18 protein-coding genes are annotated in these 20,183 nt (G+C 73.2%); 13 read left to right on the forward strand and 5 right to left on the reverse strand.

Features of this window, described 5'->3' with window-relative positions; all coding sequences use genetic code 11:
- Nucleotides 1–479 precede the first annotated feature (479 nt).
- Genes ACMCNN_RS08715 through ACMCNN_RS08730 form a run of 4 tightly spaced genes read left to right on the forward strand, consistent with a single transcriptional unit; the run spans nt 480 to nt 3,745 of the window.
- Nucleotides 480–1,457 (forward strand): hypothetical protein, encoded by a 978-nt coding sequence (locus tag ACMCNN_RS08715; protein ID WP_412745667.1) that lies wholly within the window; start codon nt 480–482, stop codon nt 1,455–1,457.
- Nucleotides 1,454–1,909, forward strand: coding sequence for an ABA4-like family protein (locus ACMCNN_RS08720; RefSeq protein ID WP_412745668.1), 456 nt, complete (start codon nt 1,454–1,456; stop codon nt 1,907–1,909). Before ACMCNN_RS08715 ends, ACMCNN_RS08720 begins: the two co-directional genes overlap by 4 nt.
- A gap of 4 nt (nt 1,910–1,913) precedes the next feature.
- On the forward strand, nt 1,914–3,119 hold the full coding sequence (locus ACMCNN_RS08725) for a sensor histidine kinase (protein WP_412745669.1): 1,206 nt from the start codon (nt 1,914–1,916) through the stop codon (nt 3,117–3,119).
- Complete coding sequence (locus ACMCNN_RS08730; protein ID WP_412745670.1) at nt 3,116–3,745, forward strand: response regulator; 630 nt, start codon at nt 3,116–3,118, stop codon at nt 3,743–3,745. Before ACMCNN_RS08725 ends, ACMCNN_RS08730 begins: the two co-directional genes overlap by 4 nt.
- Before the next feature lie 156 nt (nt 3,746–3,901).
- On the opposite strand, the gene ACMCNN_RS08735 is transcribed toward ACMCNN_RS08730, so the two are convergent.
- Nucleotides 3,902–4,531, reverse strand: a complete 630-nt coding sequence (locus ACMCNN_RS08735; protein WP_412745671.1) for a LysE family translocator — start codon at nt 4,529–4,531, stop codon at nt 3,902–3,904.
- Nucleotides 4,532–5,186: 655 nt separating this feature from the next.
- On the opposite strand from ACMCNN_RS08735, the gene ACMCNN_RS08740 reads away from it, so the two are divergent.
- The 5 genes from ACMCNN_RS08740 (at nt 5,187) to ACMCNN_RS08760 (ending at nt 12,126) form a co-directional block, all read left to right on the forward strand.
- Complete coding sequence (locus ACMCNN_RS08740; RefSeq protein WP_412745672.1) at nt 5,187–5,714, forward strand: winged helix-turn-helix domain-containing protein; 528 nt, start codon at nt 5,187–5,189, stop codon at nt 5,712–5,714.
- A gap of 82 nt (nt 5,715–5,796) precedes the next feature.
- Nucleotides 5,797–7,134 (forward strand): FAD/NAD(P)-binding protein, encoded by a 1,338-nt coding sequence (locus ACMCNN_RS08745; protein ID WP_412745673.1) that lies wholly within the window; start codon nt 5,797–5,799, stop codon nt 7,132–7,134.
- Nucleotides 7,135–7,354: 220 nt separating this feature from the next.
- On the forward strand, nt 7,355–9,514 hold the full coding sequence (locus ACMCNN_RS08750; protein WP_412745674.1) for an ATP-binding protein: 2,160 nt from the start codon (nt 7,355–7,357) through the stop codon (nt 9,512–9,514).
- A gap of 266 nt (nt 9,515–9,780) precedes the next feature.
- Entirely contained in the window at nt 9,781–10,779 is a 999-nt protein-coding gene (locus tag ACMCNN_RS08755; RefSeq protein ID WP_412747106.1) for a S1 family peptidase, read from the forward strand.
- A 153-nt stretch (nt 10,780–10,932) separates the two neighbouring features.
- On the forward strand, nt 10,933–12,126 hold the full coding sequence (locus ACMCNN_RS08760) for a cytochrome P450 (protein ID WP_412745675.1): 1,194 nt from the start codon (nt 10,933–10,935) through the stop codon (nt 12,124–12,126).
- Here ACMCNN_RS08760 and ACMCNN_RS08765 read toward each other — a convergent pair.
- The gene (locus tag ACMCNN_RS08765) at nt 12,106–12,438 is read right to left on the reverse strand and encodes a hypothetical protein (protein WP_412745676.1); all 333 of its coding nucleotides are present in this window, start codon (nt 12,436–12,438) and stop codon (nt 12,106–12,108) included. The genes ACMCNN_RS08760 and ACMCNN_RS08765 overlap by 21 nt on opposite strands.
- 243 nt (nt 12,439–12,681) lie before the next feature.
- On the opposite strand from ACMCNN_RS08765, the gene ACMCNN_RS08770 reads away from it, so the two are divergent.
- Nucleotides 12,682–13,491, forward strand: a complete 810-nt coding sequence (locus tag ACMCNN_RS08770) for a serine hydrolase (RefSeq protein ID WP_412745677.1) — start codon at nt 12,682–12,684, stop codon at nt 13,489–13,491.
- On the opposite strand, the gene ACMCNN_RS08775 is transcribed toward ACMCNN_RS08770, so the two are convergent.
- A complete protein-coding gene (locus ACMCNN_RS08775) occupies nt 13,481–14,068 on the reverse strand; it encodes a DedA family protein (RefSeq protein ID WP_412745678.1) in 588 nt (195 codons plus the stop codon). The two genes, ACMCNN_RS08770 and ACMCNN_RS08775, sit on opposite strands and share 11 nt — an antisense overlap.
- Nucleotides 14,065–14,841, reverse strand: a complete 777-nt coding sequence (locus ACMCNN_RS08780) for an MBL fold metallo-hydrolase (RefSeq protein WP_412745679.1) — start codon at nt 14,839–14,841, stop codon at nt 14,065–14,067. The genes ACMCNN_RS08775 and ACMCNN_RS08780 overlap by 4 nt, the downstream gene beginning before the upstream one ends.
- An 84-nt stretch (nt 14,842–14,925) precedes the next feature.
- Between ACMCNN_RS08780 and ACMCNN_RS08785 the strand changes: the two genes are divergently transcribed.
- The 3 genes from ACMCNN_RS08785 to ACMCNN_RS08795 all read left to right on the forward strand — a co-directional run bounded on the left by ACMCNN_RS08785 (nt 14,926) and on the right by ACMCNN_RS08795 (nt 18,568).
- Nucleotides 14,926–15,882 carry a diacylglycerol/lipid kinase family protein gene (locus ACMCNN_RS08785; RefSeq protein ID WP_412745680.1) on the forward strand — a complete coding sequence of 319 codons (957 nt, stop codon included), beginning with the start codon at nt 14,926–14,928 and terminating at the stop codon, nt 15,880–15,882.
- On the forward strand, nt 15,879–16,895 hold the full coding sequence (locus ACMCNN_RS08790; protein ID WP_412745681.1) for a YihY/virulence factor BrkB family protein: 1,017 nt from the start codon (nt 15,879–15,881) through the stop codon (nt 16,893–16,895). Before ACMCNN_RS08785 ends, ACMCNN_RS08790 begins: the two co-directional genes overlap by 4 nt.
- A gap of 92 nt (nt 16,896–16,987) precedes the next feature.
- Complete coding sequence (locus tag ACMCNN_RS08795; RefSeq protein WP_412745682.1) at nt 16,988–18,568, forward strand: phosphatase PAP2 family protein; 1,581 nt, start codon at nt 16,988–16,990, stop codon at nt 18,566–18,568.
- Nucleotides 18,569–18,573: 5 nt separating this feature from the next.
- On the opposite strand, the gene ACMCNN_RS08800 is transcribed toward ACMCNN_RS08795, so the two are convergent.
- Nucleotides 18,574–20,166, reverse strand: coding sequence for a diguanylate cyclase (locus ACMCNN_RS08800; RefSeq protein WP_412745683.1), 1,593 nt, complete (start codon nt 20,164–20,166; stop codon nt 18,574–18,576).
- Nucleotides 20,167–20,183: the final 17 nt, after the last annotated feature.

The following is a 20,183-nucleotide window of genomic DNA, read 5'->3' on the forward strand; positions in this document are numbered from 1 at the left end:
GTGCTTCCCCGGTGGTCGTTGCCCGCTACGGACGGGGCGGCAATGCCAGCAGTCGGAGCGGGATCGGCCCGGCCCGCCCGATCGGGGGACAGACCGCCAGCCGCGGTAGGAACAAGACGATCGTCGCGATCGTTCATCGGGAACCTCGCAGGACGGCGCGGTGAAGTACCGCCGGTCAGGTGGAAGTCCCACCACTGCCACCTGCCCCGAGACGAGCGGGTCCGAACGCCCTGCCTCACCTCGGGCGGGGCGCCGACATGCGCCCCGGGCTCTCGGCCCCAGCCTCTCACCACGGCCAGCCCGCCGCCGAGCTTCCCCCCAAGGTCAGGTACTCAGGCGTTCTATCGTGTGCTGGGTGGGCGGTCCCGCGCTGGTCCACGCTCTCCTACCGCGGGAGGAGAGCGGGCTCCGACCGGCGGCCACCGGGTGCGGCCGCGGGAGGGACGAAACGGCCCGGCGTGGCGGCGAGCATCGATGGCATGACATCTCTCGCAGTGCGCCGGGTGGCCGGCTGGCACCGCCCGCTGGTGGCCTTCACCGCTCTCATGGCAGTGGCGGCGGTGGTCGCCCTGATCGGGATCGTCGCGGACCCGCGGGTGCTCACCGGTGTGCCGATCTGGCTCAAGCCGTTCAAGTTCGCGGTCTCGCTCGGCGTGTACACGCTCACCCTGGCATGGATGCTGTCCCTGCTGCCGCGCCGCAGCCGCCTCGCCGAGCGGGCGGCCACCGTGGTCGCCGCCATGTCGGTGATCGAGATAGCCGTCATCATCACCCAGGTGGTCCGCGGCCAGACCAGTCACTACAACGAGACGACGCCGCTCAACGCGGCGTTGTGGCAGGCCATGGGTACGTCGATCATGGTCCTGTTCGCCGCACAGTTCGTGATCACCGTGGTGCTGCTCCGGCAGCCGCAAGCCGACCGCGTCGCCGGGTACGGCATCCGCCTCGGACTGGGGCTGTCGCTGCTGGGCATGGCCGCCGCCGTCCCGATGGTGCTGCCGACCGCGGCGCCCGGCACCCCCGGCATCTCCGGTGCCCACAGCGTCGGCGTGCCCGACGGGGGTCCCGGCCTGCCGCTGGTGGGCTGGAGCACGGTCGGCGGGGACCTGCGCATCGGTCACTTCGTCGGGCTGCACGCGCTGCAGGCGATGCCGCTGCTGGCGCTGCTGCTGAGCCGGTTCGCCGGCCGCCTGGACGAGGCCGTCCGGGCCCGCCTGATGCTGGTGGCCGGTGCCGCGTACGGCGGGCTGACCGTGCTGCTGACCTGGCAGGCTCTGCGGGGTCAGCCGTTGCTGCGCCCGGACGCACTGACGCTGGCCGCGATCGGCGCCCTCGCCGCCTCGACCGTGGGCGCGATGGTGGCCGTGCTCCGGCGCAACCGCACCACCGTCGGGGCGACCGAGCGCAGCGAGGGCCGGCAGGGCATGGCGACGATGGCGAAGGGGACTCTGCGATGACGGGTTCGTTGTTCACGCTGACGTTCGCGGTCGCGGCGCCGTTCTGGGTGCTGATGATCCTGCTGCCGCGGTGGTCGTGGACCGCGCGGGTGATCGGTTCGCCGTTGATTGTGCTGCCGGTCCTGATGATCTACGCGGCGCTGGTGCTCCCGGCCCTCGGCACGGTGCTGCCCGCGGTCGCCTCGCCCACCCTGGACAGCGTGCGCGACCTGCTCGGTACCGACCGGGGCGCGGCGGCGGCCTGGGCCCACATGATCGCCTTCGACCTGTTCGTCGGCCGGTGGGCGTGGCTGGACTCCCGTGAGCGGGGCATCCCGGCGCTGGTGATCTCGCCGGTGCTCGTCCTCACGATCCTGCTCGGGCCGCTCGGGCTCGCGGCGTACCTGTCGTTGCGGTCCCGGTGGCCGCGGCCGGCGGCGGTCCCGGCGGCCGCCGCGCAGCGCCTAGGCTGATCGCGTGGGATGGGTGAGCCGGTTGTTCGACGCGCGCGACACGCGCGTACGGATGCTGCTGCTCGACCTCAGCGGCGTCGCGTATCTGGTCTTCGGCCCGCACGCCGGGCGCCCGCCGACGCTCCTGCAGTGGATCCTGGCGGTCATCGCGTTCACGGCGGCGCTGGTCCTGCACCGCCGTCAGGTGGTGAACCTGCTGGTGCAGGCCGCACTGCTGGTGGCCGCGTTCGTCCTGATCGACGATCCGACGATCAACTCGGTCGGCACCAGCTGGGCGCTGCTCGAGGTCACGATGGCCGCCGGCCGGGTCTGGATGATCTGGGCGGCGGCCGGCGTGGTGGTCGCCGCGCAGGCGGTCGACCTCATCGGGATGCCGCTGTCGGCATTGCCGCAGTGGGTGCTCCGGCTGGTCGCCGTCGTGGGCATGCCGGTGCTCGTCGGCCTGGTGATCCGGACCAGCCGGGAACTGGCCGGGCAGGCCGAGGAACGCGCCGCCGAGCAGCGGCGGCGCCACGAGTCCGAGGAACGGGCGGCCCGGGCCGCCGAGCGCGGCGCGATCGCCCGCGAGCTGCACGACGTGGTGGCGCACCACGTCGCGTCGATGGTGCTGCGGGTCGGGGTGGCGCGGCACGTGCTGCCCGAGGCCGACCCGCGGGTGGCAGAGGTCTTCGACGACGTGCACCGCACCGGGACCGCCGCGCTGGCCGACCTGCGCCACCTGGTCGCGGTGCTGCGCGACCCGGACGCCGACAGCACCGACGCGGGCCTGACCGCGATCGAACCGGCGGCGTTACCGGCGGCCCTGCGGGCGGCCGTGGACACGGCGGCCCGCGCCGGCCTCACGGTGCAGGCAGAGATCGACCCGGCCGTGGGCACGCTGGACTCGGTACGCGGACTGGCGGTGCTGCGGCTCACCCAGGAGGCGCTGACCAACGTGGCCAAACACGCCGGTACCTCGGCGCACGCCCGGCTGCGGGTCGGGATGCACGACGGTGACCTGGAGTGGGAGGTCCGCGACGACGGCGGCGGCACCCCACCGGTTGCGGTGCCCTCCGGCGGTCACGGCCTGACCGGGATGCGGGAACGAGTGGAGGTGCTGGGCGGGCGGCTCACGGCCGGGCCGGCCGAGGGCGGCTGGCGGGTACACACCACCCTGCCCGCCGTGGCCGATCATCCCGCTCGACCCCGGGAAGCGGCGGAGCCCGCGTGATCCGCGTCCTGCTGGTCGACGACCAGCCGTTGATCCGGGCGGGCCTGCGGATGCTGTGCGACGCCGAGGACGACCTCAGCGTGGTCGGGGAGGCGGACAACGGCCGGGACGCGGTGACGCTGGCCGGCCGCCTGGCGCCGGACGTGATCGTGATGGATCTGCGCATGCCCGGAGTGGACGGCATCACGGCGACCGGGCGGATCCTCGCCGAGCGGCCGGGAGCGCGGATTCTCGTGCTCACCACGTTCGGCGACGACGATCACCTCTACCCGGCGCTGACCGCCGGAGCGTGTGGCTTCCTGCTCAAGGACGCGCCGCCGACCGAGCTTCTCGACGGCATCCGCCGGGCCGCGGCCGGGGACAGCCCGTTCAGCGAGCAGGTGCTGCGGCGCCTGGTGCGGCGGGCCGTGGACGCCCGGGTGGAGGAGCCCCGCCCGGCGGCCGGGCTGACCACCCGGGAACGCGAGGTGCTGGATCTGGTGGCCGAGGGACTGTCCAACAGTGAGATCGCGGAACGGCTGCACATCGGGGTGACGACCGTGAAGACGCACGTCACCAGCCTGATGACGAAGACGGACAGCCCCAACCGGGTACGCCTGGCCCTGTACGCCCGCGGCGTCGCCTGACCCGGTGCGCCGACTCCGGCCCGCTCGTGACGAAGGCCGGGAGCCCGTGGCGGCGGACTCCCGGCCTTGCTGCGTACAAGCTATCGCGCGCCGGGCGTGCGTGCGGGCGGTTTCCGGCGGATGGAGCCGCGCGGGTTCGGGCCGCCGGTGGCGGCGCTACGGGTGGGCCGGGGCGCGGTCGGTGGCGAGACGGATCGCGAGCCCGCCCAGCACGGTGCTCATGAACCAGCGTTGTGCCCGCAACCAGCCGGGCCGGCGGGCGAGGAAGACTGCGATGGTCCCGGCCGCCGAGACGATGACCAGGTTGACCGTCAGGCTCACCGCGATCTGTACGCCGCCCAGCAGAAAGCCCTGCAGGACGACGGGTCCGTTGCCCGGCCGCACGAACTGCGGGATGAGTGACAGGTAGAGGATCGCCGCCTTGGGGTTGAGCAGGTTGGTGAGCAGGCCCATGGTGAACAGCCGGCGCGGCGAGTCGACCGGCAGGTCCCGCGTCTCGAACACCGAGGCGCCACGCAGGCTCTGCACCGCCAGCCAGCCGAGGTAGCCGGCGCCGGCCAGCTTGACCGCGGCGTACAGCTCCGGGACGTGCACGAAGATCACCGAAAGGCCGAGGTTCGCCGCGGTCAGGTAGACCAGGAAGCCGATCGCGACGCCGCCCAGCGAGACCATTCCGGCTCGCCGGCCCCGGGTGATGCTCCGTGACACCAGATACATCATGTTGGGCCCCGGCGTGAGCACCATGCCGAGCGCGACGGCCGCGACCCCGAGCAGCGACGTGAGCATGTGACCATCGTGGCCCGCCCGGCGGGCGTCGGGGGAGAGCCAATGGGGACCCGGTGGCTGGGCGTACGCCTGTCGATATCCTAGTAAACCTATGGGTTATGGTTGACACGGGCGGGCGGGTCGGCCAGAGTGGTGGCCATGTCGCTCGCTGGTCCGGCTCCGGTCCCACCGGCCGCCGTGCCTGCGCGGGGGCGGTGGGAATCCACTGTGATGCCTGGGAAAATGCATTTGGCGTGTGCTCCGTCACCCATTCCGGTGACAGCGCAAGTGTTTCCCGGTAACGCATTCCCGCATGGTGGATTATCTTTGACCTCTCCAGCCGCCGTGACAACGATGAACGGTATGCGGCTGCACGAGATCCAACTCACGGCCCGCCTCGCCATTGACCTGCTGCGATGCGCAAGCGCACGGTGTTGCTCCGGTCGCTGATCCACCGGTGACCCCGCCCGGTTCAGGCATCCACGCCACCGCAATGCGTCCGTAAATCTATCCCGCACATGGGATAACAATTGTTGCCGTCGTCGAGATCCGGCCGGCGGCCAGAGCATCGGAGGAAAAGACCATGTCCGTTCTTGCAGTCGCCGATCTTGGGTCAGCCCGTCCCGCCCCCACGCGCGGGCGGTTGGGGCGACGGCGAACAACGAGGCTGCGTCCGTTGCCGGACAACGCGCGCTCGGTCACCGTGACGGTCACCATCGGCGTGGGTGGCTCGCCCGAGGGGGAGCGGGTCCTGGCCGCCCTGCACGATCTCGTCGCGGCAGCCGGACCGCGCGCCGACGTGGTCGTGGACGCCCCCGAGTCCGCCGCCGAATCCCTTGCCGACTCCCCGGCCGGCGGGTCCCGCGCCGCGGCGCCGGTCGGTCTCGCGGCCCGTCCCCGGCCCGGCATGCTGCGGCTCGACCCGCGCCCGCGCGCGGTGAGCCGCGACGGAGCGCCGCTGGATCTCAGCCGCCTCGAGTACGACCTGCTGCTCTTCTTCGCCCGCAACCCGCAGCAGGTGTTCAGCCGGAGCCAGTTGCTGGCGCAGGTGTGGGGGCACACCCACACGACGGCCCGCACGGTGGACGTGCACGTCAGCCGTCTGCGCACCAAGCTGGGCGACGCCGATCTGATCACCACGGTCTACGGCGTCGGATACCGGCTGGCCGACGAGGCCCGGGTGCAGGTGATCGCGGCCGAGTGACCCGCGCGCCTCTGGCGTCACCAACGCACATTCCCTATCGTACTAATAGGGAATGGTCGGATGGGCTGACATGGGAGGCGCAATGGGGCGGCGAACCGTGGTCGTGGTCGGAGGCGGATGCGCCGGAGTGCTGGCGGCACGCGAGCTGCTGCGCGCCGATGACGACGATGTGGTGCTGATCGAGCCGGGGGAGCTGGGCGGCGGGATCGCGTACGGTGCCGCGCAACCGTGGCACCTGCTGAACTCGCGGGCCGGGGCGATGAGCGCCGACCCCGACGACCCGGGCCACTTCGTCCGCTGGGCGCGCGCCCGTGGCCTCGGTAGCGACCCCGACGCGTTCCAGAGTCGCCGCGACTACGGCCGGTACCTGCGCGACGCCCTCGACGAGGCCCTCGCCACGCATCCGGGCCGATGTACCGTGCGCCGCGCCCCCGTACGGTCGCTGTATCCCGGCCGCACCGGCGTGGCGGTGTCCCTCGCCGACGGCACGATCGTCTTCGCCGACCACGTCGTCCTCGCCGTCGGCAATCCCGCCGGGGCCCGGCCGCCCGGCATCCCCGCGCGCCTCGCGGCCCACCCGGCGTACGTGGCCGATCCGTGGCGTCCCGGCGCGCTGGCGGGGCTCCCGGACGGCGCGCCGGTCCTGCTGGTCGGCACCGGGCTGACCGCTGTCGACATCGCCCTGACCCTCACCGCCGAGGGCGCCGGCCGCACGGTCGTCGCCGTGAGCCGCCGCGGCCGCCTGCCGCTGAGTCACACGGCGACCGCCGCCCCGCCCACCGTTCCCGCCCTGTCCGACTGCCGCACCCTGCGCGACGTGGTCCGGGCCGTGCGCGCCTGCGCCGGCCAGGCCGGTGACTGGCGCGCCGTCGTGGACGGCCTGCGCCCCCATCTGGACCGGCTGTGGTGCGCCCTCAGCCCGGCCGAGCAGGACGCGTTCCTGCGCCACCTGGCCCGCCCGTGGGAGTGCCACCGGCACCGGATGGCGCCGCAGGTGGCCGAGCGCATCGCCGCGCTGCGTGCCGAGGGTGCCCTGGCGGTCCGCGCCGGCGGCCTCGCCGGGCTCGCCCCGGCGCCCGGCGGCGGGCTGACCGCCGACCTGGACGGGCGGCCGCACCGGTTCGCGGCGATCGTCAACTGCACCGGACCGGGCCGCCTGCCCGCCGCGGCCGTCCCGCTCGTCGGTGCGCTGCTGCGCGCGGGGTTCGCCCGGGTCGGCCCGCACGGGCTGGGACTCGACATCGACGCGGCCGGCCGGGTGGTGGCGGGCGACGGCGCGGCCCAGCCACGGCTCTGGCTGGTCGGCCCGCTGCGCCGCGGCGCGCTGTGGGAGACGACCGCGGTGCCCGAGATCCGTACACAGGCCCGCGGGATCGCCGCGGAGCTGGCATCGGCCGGTGCGCTGCCGGTGGCGGCCTGATCCGGGCAGGGGGTTATCCGGCGGCCCGGCCGGGTAGATGTCACGGGTTCGCGCGCGGGGGCGCGGCGACGAGCTCTCACCGACCGGAGGTCCCGGGGTCGCGGGATCCGGTGCCGGTGACCATCACTGCGGTTCGCGCGGAGCCGTCGCCCCCGGCTGAGTCTGACCCGTGGCGGAGGAAGACCGGGACATGCAGACTTTACGTCGGGTTCGTGTCGGTGTGCGTCTTGGTGGCGCGTTCGGCCTCGTGGCGCTGCTGTTGATCGTCATGATCGGCCTCGCGGTCGACAACATCCTCGTGCAGCGCCGCGCGGACCGGCAGGTCGCCGAGTCGGCCGCGCTGCAACGTGACGCGCTCACGGCGAAGTTCCGTACGGCCGACTTCGACGGCTGGCAGACCGGGTACGCGTTCGACATGGTCCGCGGCGTGCCGAGCGCCGCCGCCGACGAGGGGACCCAGCGTCGCTTCTTCCTCGCCTCGGCGGCGGCGTTCCGGCAGGATCTGGCCCGGATCGGCGCCCACCACCTCACCGCGGCCCAACGGCAGCAGCTGGTGCTCGCCGAGAAGGCCTTCGACCGCTTCATGGACGTCGACGCGAAGATCGTGGCCGGGTACCGGTCCGGCGTGCCGGGGCGGATCACGGTTGCCAACTTTCTGGTCGCGGATGAGGCGCTGCGGTGGTCCGGCCAGGCCGCCGAGGGGGTCGATCAACTCGCCAGGCTGGCGCAGGCCGACGTCGACGCCGACGCGGCGATGGCCGTCCGCACGAGTTCCCGGGCGATGACGATCATGATCGTCGTGGGTGTCGCCTGTGTCCTGCTTGCGGTGCTGCTGGCCATACGCGTCACCCGTGCGGTCGCCGACGCGGCACGGCACAAGGCGACGCTGGCCGCCATCGTCGAGCAGTCCGCCGACGCCACCATCGCCGTCACCCTCGACGGCACCATCACGACCTGGAACAGCGGCGCCGAGCGCATCTACGGGTACGCCGCCGACGAGGTCGTCGGCCGTTCCGCCGCGACGCTGCTGGACCCGGCCCAGCAGGCCAGGTTGCCGGTCACGCTCGCCGGGCTGGCGCAGGGCCACCAGCTGCAGGTCGACGAATCCCCTCGACGCCGCAAGGACGGCACCGAGATCGTCGTCTCGACCGCCCTCTGGCCGCTGCGCGACGAGAACGGAAGGCTCATCGGCGGCGCCGCCACCGAACGCGACATCACCGCCCGCAAGCGCCGCGAGGCGCAGGAGAAGCGGGCCGGTGAGCGCGCGGCCGAGGCCGCCCGGCTGGAGAGCCTCGGACAGCTCGCCGGAGGGGTCGCCCATGACTTCAACAACCTGCTGGCCGTCATCCTCAACTGTGCCGAGTTCATGGCCGACGAGCCCGGCGAGCAGATGGGGCAGGATCTGGCGCGGATCCGCCATGCCGCCGAACGCGGCCGGGCCCTGACCAGCCAGCTGATGCTGTTCGCCAGGCGGGAACCGAACCGGGTGGAGACGGTCGACCTCAACGCGGTCGTGGTCGCCGCCGCGGACCTGTTGGAGCGGACCATCGGCGCGAACATCACGCTGCGCTGCACCACCGGTCCCGGCGTCCTCCCGGTCTCGGCCCAGCGCAGCCGCCTCGACCAGATCCTGCTCAACCTCGTCATCAACGCCCGCGACGCGATGCCCCACGGCGGAGTCATCACCATCGAGACGGACGTCGCCGACCTGCCCGAGGGATCGGCCCAGCCGCTGCCGCCCGGACGCTACGCCCACCTGACCGTCCGTGACGACGGGAGCGGGATGAGCGCCGAGGTCAAGGACCGGATCTTCGAGCCGTTCTTCACCACCAAGGCGGCCCACCGGGGCACCGGACTGGGCCTCGCCACCGTCTACGGCATCGTCAGCGAGGCCGGCGGCAGCATCACCGTGGACTCCGCGCCCGGCGCCGGCACGACCTTCCGGATACTGCTCCCCGTCGCCGGCCAACCGGCCTGTGCCGGGACCGGAGCCGCGCCCGCACCGTCGTCGGGGCGCGGGGAACGGATCCTGGTCGTCGAGGACGAGGATGCCGTTCGCGATGTCGTGGTGCGCATCCTCCACCGCAGCGGCTACCGCACCATCGCGGTCCGCGACGCCGAGTCGGCTCTGCGCGCCCCGTTCGACGACGTGGCCCTGCTGATCACCGACATGGTCCTGCCCGACCGGCCCGGCCGGGCCGTCGCCGACATGCTGCGCACCAGGGAGCCGGGGTTGCCCGTACTGTTCATGACCGGCCATGGGGAAGCCGGGCACCGCACGTCCGGAACGGCCCGGGTCCTGTACAAGCCGTTCACCGCCGACGAGCTGCTCGTCGAGGTCGGCGCCGCGATCGGCGCCGCGCGGGCCGTCCCGGTCTGACCCCTCGTCGGACCGTCCGCGCCATCCCGAACGAGTGATAGCCCGGCGTTATGGCATCGCCATCGTGGCAGGTCAAGGCCGGTTTGACGGGCGTCGAACCGGCCAGGTCATATTTGTAATCAGTCTTGATATTGACATGGAAATATTTCGATACTGCGGGCATGTGCCGGTACCCCCGAACCGGCGAACCTCTCTCACCCCCCTGGGAGGAACCCGTGCGAATCCCCGTCAAGCCAGGGCGGCCGATCGTCGGCCTGGCCGTCACGATGCTGGTGGCCGGCGCACTCGCCGCGTCACCCGCCTCCGCCGCCCCATCATCGGCCCGCGTGGCCGCCGACCCGTCCTTCGCGTCCTCCGCGCTGGCCGGCACCCTGGACGCCCGCTTCGGCACCCGCACTGCCGGGTCCTATGTGGACGACCACGGCGCCGTGGTCGTCAACGTCACCGACGCGGCCACGGCCGCCGCCGTCCGCGCGGCCGGCGCCACCCCCCGGTACGTCACCCGCAGCGGCGCCGCCCTGGCGGCCGCCGACGCCACCCTCCGGTCGACCCTGAAGATCCCCGGTACGGCGTTCGCGGTCGACCCGGTCGGCAACCAGGTCGTGGTCAGCGCCGACCGCAGCGTCACCGGCGCCCGGCTCGCCACGGTCCGGGCGATCGTCGCCGGGCTGGGCGACCGCGCCCGCCTGGAACAGCTGCCCGGCACGCTGAGCACCACGATCGCGGGCGGCGACGCCATCTACACCGGCGGCGCCCGCTGCTCGCTGGGCTTCAACGTGCGCAGCGGCAACAGCTACTACTTCCTCACCGCCGGGCACTGCACCAACATCGGCGCCACCTGGACCGACGGCGCGACGACGCTGGGTTCGCGGGCGGGCACCAGCTTCCCGGGCAACGACTACGGGATCGTCGCGTACACCAACGCGAACGTGGCGCACCCGGGCGCGGTCGGCTCGCAGGACATCACGTCCGCCGGCACCCCCGCCGTCAACGCGACCGTGTACCGCCGGGGCAGCACCACCGGCATCCACTCCGGCCGGGTCACCGCGCTCAACGCCACGGTCAACTACTCGCAGGGCACCGTCACCGGCCTGATCCGTACGACGGTGTGCGCCGAGCCGGGCGACAGCGGCGGTTCCCTGTACTCCGGCACCACCGCGCTGGGCCTGACCTCGGGCGGCAGCGGCAACTGCTCCTCCGGCGGCACCACGTTCTTCCAGCCCGTCGTCGAGCCCCTGTCGGTGTACGGGGTGAGCGTCTACTGAGCGTGTTCCCACGGTGGAAAGGGTCCCGCAGCCCCTCGCGGGACCCTTTCTGCGCGTACCGAATGACGCGTACCGAATGACAGGAGCCGCCGGAGCAAGCACAATCGACGGACCGTCCCGAGCCTGGGAGACCCCGCCCGACAGGAGCCCCGCATGACCGCCGAGACCCCGGTCGAATCGACCCGCAAGGTGGCCCGCGGTGAGCTGGCACCGGGCTGCCCGGCACACGCCGGCGCCGACGGCACGTGGCGGGTGCAGGACTTCGCCACCGCCCGCGCGCTGCTGCGCAGCACGGAGACGCGGCAGGCCGGCTTCAACATCGAGAACGCCCGCCGGATGGAGGGCAAGATGCGCCTGCCGGTGCTGTACCGCGACGGCGCCGAGCACCGGGAGCACCGCCGCCAGACCGCGAAGTACTTCACCCCGCGGAAGGTGGACTCGGCGTACCGCGGGTTCATGGAGCGTCTGGCCCAGCAGCAGTGCGACGAGCTGAGCCGGCGCGGCGAGGCGGACCTGTCGCAGCTGTCGTTCGAGCTGGCGGTGGCCGTCGCGGCCGAGGTCATCGGCCTGACCGACGGCGGCGCGGGGATGGCACGGCGGCTGGAACGCTTCTTCGCCGAGCAGGGCGGCACTCCGGGCTGGCGCAATCCGGGCGCGGCCGTGCGCGCGCTGCGCGGCAACGTCAACCTGGGCACGTTCTACTACTTCGACGTACGGCCCTCGATCGCGGCCCGGCGCGCCGAACGCCGCGACGACCTCATCTCCCACCTGATCGACGAGGGCTGCTCCGCGCCCGAGATCCTCGGCGAGTGCGTCACGTTCGCCGCCGCCGGGATGGTGACGACCCGCGAGTTCATCACGCTCGCCGCCTGGCACCTGCTCACCGACGACGAGCTGCGCCGGGCGTACACCGAGGGTGACGAGCCGCGGCGGGTGGCGATCCTGCACGAGATCCTGCGCCTGGAGCCGGTGGTCAGTGACCTGTACCGGACCACCACGGCCGACCTGGAGCTGCCGAGCGCGCAGGGCCCGGTGACCATCCCCGCCGGGGTCCGGGTGGACGTGGGGGTCGCCGCGGCGAACCTCGACGGCGACGCGGTCGGTGCGGACCCCGGCGCGGTCTGCCCCGGCCGTGCGATGCCCGACGGCGTGCAGGGGGCGGGGCTGGCCTTCGGCGACGGCCCGCACCGGTGCCCGGGCGCGTACATCGCGATCCAGGAGACGGAGACGTTCCTGACCCGGCTGCTGGCGCTGCCCGGCCTGCGGATGGTCCGCCCGCCGCAGGTGCGCATCAGGCTCGAGATCGCCTCGTACGAGCTGGTCGGCCTACGTCTGCGTGTCGGCTGACCGGGCTGCCCGGGCCCGCGACGTGCCCGGCCGGGCGGCGGCCGGGCGGCCGTCGTCCGCGGACTTGATCATGGCCTGGAGTGCGCCGACCGCCTTCTCCGCCTCGGTGACCACCCCCTCGAACCGCTCGATCAGCGCTTCGGTCCGCTCGGCCAGCAGGGTGACCCGGCTCAGCAGCAGCTCGCCCTGGCCCAGCAGGCCCAGCACCCGCACGGGCACGGTCGCGATCGACGCGGCTGACTCGAGCACCTGACCGGCCACGGCGCGGGCGAGGTCGGTGAGGGCGCCGGGCGTCGGGAGGGGGAAGGTCATGGGCTCATTGTGCGCGTACCCAGCGTGACGTAACCCGTGCCGAGGGTCGAAAGTTCGGGCCGATTTTCCCGGCGCGGGCGTTCGGGCAGGCCAGAAGGGCCTCCGACACGGCACTATGCATGGGTGCGACGTACCGGATTCTGGATTTCCGCTGTGGCGGCGGTGGTCATTCTCGGCGGTGCCGGCCTCATCGGCCTCGGCATGCGAAAGGGTGGTGCCAGTGGTATTGGCGGAGTGCTGCCCGTGGCCGGCACATTCGGCGACCGCCCCGTGACCGCGAGTGCCACGCCCACGCCGACCGGCCCGAGCCCCGCGGAACTGGCCCGCCAGGAACACACCCGCCGGGTCAAGGCCCTGGACGCGGCCCTGAAGAAGTACGCCGCGAGCGTGCCCGAGTTCTCCGTCGCCGTGCTCGACCGCAGGACCGGCCAGCGGTACGCGTTCCGCGGCACCGAGGCCTACGAGACCGCCAGCGTGGTCAAGGTGCAGGTCCTGGCCTGCCTGCTGCTCCACGCCCAGGACGACGGCCGCAAACTCACCCCCGACGAGCTGTCCCTCGCCAAGCGGATGATCCGGGCCAGCGACAACGACGCCACCACCGCCCTGTTCTCCCACCTCGGTCGGGCGAACGCGATCGGGGCCTGCAACCGGCGCCTCGGCCTCACCTCGACCAAGGTGAGCGGCTCCTGGGGCCTGACCCGCACGACGGTCGACGACCAGGTCAGGCTGCTGGCCAAGCTGGTCGACAAGAAGGGCCCGCTGAACGCCGGCTCCCGCAAGCTCGCCTTCGACCTGATGAGCACCGTTCAGTCGGACCAGGACTGGGGCGTGCCGGCCGTGGCCCGCGCCGGTGAGATCCCGACCGTGAAGAACGGCTGGCTGCCCCGCTCGACCGAGGGCAACCGCTGGATCATCAACTCGGTCGGGCGGGTCACCGACGCCGACACCGACGTCTCCATCGCGGTGCTGTCCCACGGGCACGGCAGCATGTCCGGCGGCATCACGGTGGTGGAAAAGGTCGCCAAGCTGACCCGGCAGCACCTCAGGTACTAGCCCGGCTGGCGTCCCCGTCCCGGGCCGCCCGGCGACGGTTCACCATGTTCACGGCCTGGGTGATCAGCAGGACTCCGACGATCGCGGCCAGCACCCCCTGCCACGGCTCCGGGAAGATGGAGCCGCCGGCCACGCCGATCCCGGCGTACAGGACGGACCACAGCAGGCAGGCCGGTGCGTTGGCCACCACGAACGTGCGCCAGCTCAGGCCCAGCACGGCGGCGGCCAGCAGCACCGGCACCCGGCCGCCGGGCAGCAGCCGGGACACCAGCAGCACCGGGACCTGGTTGCCGCGCAGCCGCTCCTTCATCGCATTGAGCCGGTCCTGGTCGCGCAGCCAGCGCAGGCGCTGGGCCAGCTGCACACCGCCGGCCCGGCACATCGCATACATGGCCAGATCACCCGTGTACGCCCCGGCCGCGCCGACCAGGATGACCAGCACGATGGTCAGCGGGTGGGTGTGCATCGCCAGCACCGCGGCGCTGCTGACCGCCGCCCCGGTGGGCACCACCGGCACGATGGCCCCGAACGACACCACGACGAACAGCCAGCTGAGGGTCTGCAGGGTGCCGATCACGCGTCCGGGCCGATCGTCAGCGTCTCGCCGTGGGCCAGCACCCGGACCTTCGTGTCCGGGCAGCTGGCCGCGGCGTGCCGGGCGAACGCGTCGCCGGGCTCGTGGAACATGTGCCGCCGGACCCGGCTCAGGCCCACCGGCCAGAACGTCCCGTAGTGCACCGGCACCGCCCAGGACGCCCGGACCAGGCGCAGCGCCTCCGCGCCCGTGGCCGCGTTCAGGTGCTTGTGCGGATCGAGTGTGGGGCCCCAGCCCCCGACCGGGATCAGCGCCAGGTCCAGCGGCCCGAACCCGGCCATCGCGTCGAACAGCGTCGTGTCACCCGCGTACCAGGTGCGGGCGGAGCCCTCGACGACGAAACCGAGCGCGATCGCCCGGTGCCGCGACCACGGCGCCCGCCCGCCGTCGTGCGCGGCCCGTACGGCGCGGACCGTCACGTCGCCGACCTTGGTCTGCTCGCCGGGCAGCAGCTCGACGCAGCGGGCCGCGTACCGGGCGCCCAGGCCGCGGGCCACCAGCTCGGTGGCGCCGCGCGGCAGCACCAGCAGCGGCTCGCCCGGCACCGCGCGCAGCGACGGCAGGTGGAAGTGATCGGCGTGCAGGTGGGACAGCAGCACCGCGTCGGGGGCGTGCGCCAGCCGCGGCGTCGGCCCGTTCATCCGGCGCAGGTGCGCCAGCCGGTCGGTGAGCACCGGATCGGTGAGCAGGGCGACGTCCGAGTCGGTCAGCCACATCGTGCTGTGACCCCACCAGGTGACGCTCGTAGCACCCACGAGGACACCGTACGTGACAAGACCCCCACCCGTCCGGGAGCGTCCGACTCGCCGGGATGATCGTCGTGCCGCAGACTGACTGCCATGGAAGGCCCCCGATCAGCAGTCGTCGTCAACCCGGTCAAGGTCCCGGACATGGAGGTGTTGCGCCGCACGGTCGGTGACGCGCTGGCCCGCGCCGGCTGGCCGGAGCCGGAGTGGTACGAGACCACCCGCGACGACGCGGGTTTCGGCCAGGCCACCAAGGCGGTGGAGAACGCGGCCGAGGTGGTCTTCGTGTGCGGCGGGGACGGCACCGTCACGGCCTGCGTCACCGCGCTCGCGGGCACCGACGTGGCGCTGGCCGTGCTGCCCGCCGGAACGGGCAACCTGCTGGCCGCCAACCTCGGGCTGAACTCGGACGTGGCCACCGCCGTCGAGGTGGCGGTGCAGGGTGGCCGGCGCCGCATCGACGTCGGAGTCGTCGAGGACCGGTGCTTCGTCGTGATGGCCGGGATGGGGTTCGACGCCCAGATGCTGCAGGGCACATCCGAGACCGCCAAGAAACACCTCGGCTGGCTCGCGTACGTGGGCGGCGCGGTCAAGCACCTGCGGGACCGGCCGATGCCGATCGTCATCTCGCTGGACGGGGGACCGCCGATGCGGCGGCGCTCCCGTACCGTCATCGTCGGCAATGTGGGGCGCCTGCAGGGCGGCGTCAAGCTGCTCGGCGACGCGGACCCGGCCGACGGGCGGCTGGACGTGGCGATCCTGAGCCCGGACAACCTGCTGCACTGGGCCGCCCTCGCCTGGGGCGTGGTGCGGGGGCGGCCGCGCAAGCCGCTGATGGAGACGTACTCGGCCCGGCGGGTCGAGATCCGCAGTGGGCGCCCGCAGCCGCGCCAGCTCGACGGTGACCTCATCGCGCCCGGCAGGAGCATGTCGATCACGGTGCGGTACCGGGCGCTGGTGCTGTGCGTGCCGCAGCCGGACAGCGACCCGGACCTCGCATACGACGTCGACAACGCGCGGCGCGCGGCGCACGGCGGGGACGACCGGTGAGTTCCGCTGAGCCGGTACCCGAGACCAGGACGATGCCGGGCGACGAGCTGTCGGCCGACGACGCGTTCCTCGCTCTGCGCCGCTACGGTCGCTGGCCGCTGGTGCGCGACGCGTTCATCCGATTCCGGTACGGCGACGGGTTCAGCCACGCCCGCGCGTTCGCGCTGCAACTGTGCCTGGCCATCGTCCCGTTCCTCATCGCACTCTCCGGGCTGGCCTCGGACCTGGGCGCCGAGGAGGGCGGCCGGGTCGTCGCCGACACCGTGCTGGCACTCACCCCCGGCGCCAGCGAGCCGCTCGTCCGCGACCTGCTGGCCGACGACGACCACATCGCGGACGCCGGCGAGATCGCCCTGGTGCTCGGTCTGCTCACCGGCCTGGTCGCACTCACCACGGCGATGGCCCAGGTGGAGCGCGGCGCCAACCGCATCTATGGGGTGGAACGCGACCGGCCGGCGCTCGCGAAGTACCTCCGCGCGGCCGTCCTGGCCCTGGTCGCGGGCCTGCCCGCGCTCGTCGGCTTCCTCCTGCTGGTGGCCGGGCGCGCGGCGGGCGACTCGATGGCCGACCACTTCGGCTGGTCCGGGGGAGTCCGGCTGGTCTGGGACGTCGTGCGCTGGCCGGTCAGCCTCGGTCTGATCGTGCTGGCCGTCGGCATGCTGTTCCGCCACACGCCGCGTCGCCGGCAGCCCGCACTGTCCTGGCTGCTGTTCGGCGCGACCGTCACGACGATCCTGTGGTGGGTGGCCAGCCTGTTGCTGGCCGGGTACGTCCGGCTCAGCGACGGCTTCGGCGCCACGTACGGCCCGCTCACGGCGGTGATGGGTCTGCTGCTGTGGGCCAACCTCACCGGGGTGACGTTCTTCCTGGGACTCGCGTTCGCGGCGCAGCTGGAGGCACGCCGCGTCGGGGTGCGCCGCCCGGCCCGGGAGGACCAGTGGGAGCCGGCCGAGGGGGAGACCCGGGTGCCGGGCCAGCGCGGCGGCGTTTCACGCCACGACACGACGGGGTAGAAGCGGCTCACGTCCGACCCCCGGAGGTGAGCCCGACAGTGACCCAGCACGACACTCGCCAGCCACAGCGCTCCGATGACGGTGGCGCTCCTGTGCCCGAGCACGCCCGGTGGGCGCCGCTGCGGCTGTTCGCCGAGCGCAGCGTCCTCGGCCTGCTGGCCGTCATCGCGATCGGGCTCGGCTTCGGCACGCTGCTGCTGCTCGTCCGCTTCCACTGGGCGCCGCTGCAACGCCTCGACCACGGGGTCGCCGAAGGACTCAACCACCTCGTCGCCCCCCACCCGGCGGTGGTGTCCGGGCTGACCGAGGTCTCCAGCTTCGGTGGCCGCCCGTTCATGCTGCCGCTGGTCGTGCTGGCCGTGCTCGTGCTGCTCATCCGCCGCCGGACCCGGCTCGCGATCTATCTCGTGGTGGCCGGCGCCGGGGCGCTGCTGCTCGACCCGTCACTCAAGACACTCGTCGGGCGGCTGCGTCCCATCGTGGACGTGCCCGTCGCCGCGGCGCCGGGCAACAGCTTCCCCAGCGGGCACGCGCTGGGCTCCATGGTGGTCTACGGCGCCCTGCTGCTGGTCTTCCTGCCCGCGGTCCGCCGCCGGGGCCGGCCGTATCTCGCGGGTGCCGCCGCGGTGACCGTTGTCGCGATCGGGTTCAGCCGGACCGCGCTGGGCGTGCACTACCTGTCCGATGTACTGGCCGGCTGGCTGCTCGGTGCGGCCTGGCTCGGCGTCACCGCGTACGCGTTCCGGGTGTGGCGGCGCGAGGCGGGCGCACCGGTGCCGCCGCTGGCGGAGGGGCTCGAACCGGAGGCGGCCCCGCAGTTGCGTCCCGCACCCGCGGAACCGCAGGTGATGCCGCATCCCTGGACCGGCGCCGCCGAGATCGTCACCGGCTGGGTGCTGATCTTCGGCCTGTTGTACGCCGTCGGCTACGCGCTGACCCATCTGAGCGTCGGCACCGGACTGGCCGCGTTCGACGACGGGGTGCCCCGGTGGCTGCAGACCTTCCGTACGCCCGGCCTCGACCACGTCAGCTACCTGTGGAGCAAGGCCGGTGACACGCACGCCATCCTCGCCGTCAGCCTGGTGTTCTGCCCGCTCGCGCTGGCGCTGTGGCGGCAATGGCGGCTCGTGCTGTTCCTCGTGCTCACCATGCTCGGCGAGCTGACGCTGTTCCTGTGTGTCGCACGGGCCGTGAGCCGGCCCCGGCCGCCGGTCGCGCAACTCGACGGCGTCATGCCGACCACGTCGTTCCCGTCCGGGCACATCGCCGCGACGATGTGCCTGTGGGGCGCGATCGCGTTGCTGGTCGTCCCCCGGATCCGGCAGTGGTGGCGGTGGGTCTTCGTGGTGCTGGCCGTGGTCATGCCCGCGGGCGTGGCGCTGTCCCGGATGTACCGCGGCGAGCACCACCCCACCGACGTGCTCGGCGCCCTGCTGCTCACGGTGTGCTGGCTCGGCGTCCTCACGTGGACGGTACGGCCCCACGCCGACCTGCGCACCGCCGCACAGGCCGCCCGGGACGCGGCCGCCTCGGAAGCCGCCGCCCCGGATGCCGGCGCCCTGGAAGCCGCCGCCCCGGATGCCGGCGCCCTGGAAGCCACCGCCCCGGATACCGCCGACCGGGAAACCGAGCGACGGGCCGTGCCGGAGCCGCGTACCCGTGCGACCGGCTGAGCGGGTCAGTCCGCGACGGCCACCACGCGGTCACGGCCGCCGCGCTTCGCCGCGTACAGTCGGCGGTCCGCCTGGGACAGCAGGCCCGACGGCGTGCCCGCGCCCTCCGGGGTGGTGATCAGCCCGATGCTCGTGGTCACCGGGACCGTACCGGTGATCGGCTCCCAGGCGTGCGCGCGGATGCGCAGCCGCAGCCGCTCGCAGCGTTCCATCGCCTCGGCCTCACACACTCCGGGGAAGACCAGCAGGAACTCCTCGCCGCCCATCCGGGCGGCCACCGCCGGGCCGTCCGCCGCCTCCTGGAGCAGCTTCGCCACGTGCTGCAGCACGGTGTCGCCCGTGTCGTGCGACAGCGTGTCGTTGATGCGCTTGAAGTGGTCCAGGTCCACCAGGGCCAGGGAGACCGGGCTGCCCCGCCCGGCCGCCGCCCGCAGCAGCTCCGGCAGCCGCTCGTTGACGTAGCGGCGGTTGTGCAGGCCGGTGAGCGGGTCGCGGTGCGCCATCTCCCGGAAGTGCTCGGTGGCCCGGCGGGCCTCGGCGGCCTCGAACACCGCCTGCAGCGCGCGGGCGCGGGCCTCACGCTGCGCCGAGTGCAGGGCGCTCGCCTCGGCGTGGAACGCCCGGTGCTCCTCGTACGCCTCCAGGTGCCGCCCGGTCGCCGCGTACAGCGCCGCCTGCTCCTCGCGGATCTGCGCCCGTACGGCGGCCAGCTCCCGTTCGAGGCTCATCCCCAGCGCCGCGTCGAGGGCCTCCTGCGCCGCCTCGTACCGGCCGTCCCGGCGGCGGGCCTCGGCGAGGGTGAGCCGGCACATGGCGATCGCGTCGCCCTCGTTGCCGAGGACGGTGGACTCCTCCGCGTCGAGGACGGCCTGCAGGGTCTCCTCGACGGCCGCGTACCGGCCGCCCATGATCTCCACGCGGGCGATGGTGTCCAGCTCGTTCGCGCTGAACGGGCGGCTGCCGCTCGCCTGCACCTCGCGCATCTGCTCGATGATGGCCCGGGCCGCCGGCTCGTCCTCGTTCTCGTACGCCGTGTAGGCCATGTTGTTGAGGATGAACAGGGTCAGCTCGTCGTCGCGGATCGCCGTGGAGATGTCCAGCGCCTCGCGGAAGCGGCGGTCCGCCTCGGCACCGGACCCGCTCTCGTCGAGCGCCACGGCCAGCGACTGCAGGTGCCGGGCGCGTACCGCGGGGGGAACATCCTCCGGCAGGTGCGCGACGCACTGCACGGCGTGGGTCAGCGCCCCCGACACGTCGCCGACCTGCCGGTAGAAGATGGCCAGCTCCCGGTGCGCCCGGGCCAGCAGGTACTCGCTGCGGTTCTCGCGGGCCCAGGCGAGGATCTGGTGCACCGCGCGGCCACCCTCGGCGGAGCGGCCCTCCCGCAACATCACCGAGATGCGCAGCAGCCGGGCCCGCTGGACGAGCTCCTGCGCGCCGAGTTCCTCGGCCCGGCGTTCCGCCTCGGCGGCCGGGCCGGGCAACGCCCGGAATTGGGAACCGGGCAGGCGCTCCAACTCGGCGACCAGGGCGGCGAGCGAGGCACGCTCGTCGGAGGCCAGTACAGGACTGGCCGTCACCGCCGCTTCCGTGGTCACCGTGCGCGCCTCCGTCG

This window comes from Krasilnikovia sp. MM14-A1004 (genome assembly GCF_047159485.1).
GTDB lineage: Bacteria > Actinomycetota > Actinomycetes > Mycobacteriales > Micromonosporaceae > Actinoplanes.

What these genes read in the sequence shown, in the direction of transcription:
- ACMCNN_RS08715 (WP_412745667.1), top strand. Translation starts at nt 480, where the DNA reads ATGACATCTCTCGCAGTGCGCCGGGTGGCCGGCTGGCACCGCCCGCTG.
- ACMCNN_RS08720 (WP_412745668.1), top strand. Translation starts at nt 1,454, where the DNA reads ATGACGGGTTCGTTGTTCACGCTGACGTTCGCGGTCGCGGCGCCGTTC.
- ACMCNN_RS08735 (WP_412745671.1), bottom strand. Translation starts at nt 4,531, where the DNA reads ATGCTCACGTCGCTGCTCGGGGTCGCGGCCGTCGCGCTCGGCATGGTG.
- ACMCNN_RS08745 (WP_412745673.1), top strand. Translation starts at nt 5,797, where the DNA reads ATGGGGCGGCGAACCGTGGTCGTGGTCGGAGGCGGATGCGCCGGAGTG.
- ACMCNN_RS08755 (WP_412747106.1), top strand. Translation starts at nt 9,781, where the DNA reads ATGCTGGTGGCCGGCGCACTCGCCGCGTCACCCGCCTCCGCCGCCCCA.
- ACMCNN_RS08760 (WP_412745675.1), top strand. Translation starts at nt 10,933, where the DNA reads ATGACCGCCGAGACCCCGGTCGAATCGACCCGCAAGGTGGCCCGCGGT.
- ACMCNN_RS08765 (WP_412745676.1), bottom strand. Translation starts at nt 12,438, where the DNA reads ATGACCTTCCCCCTCCCGACGCCCGGCGCCCTCACCGACCTCGCCCGC.
- ACMCNN_RS08785 (WP_412745680.1), top strand. Translation starts at nt 14,926, where the DNA reads ATGGAAGGCCCCCGATCAGCAGTCGTCGTCAACCCGGTCAAGGTCCCG.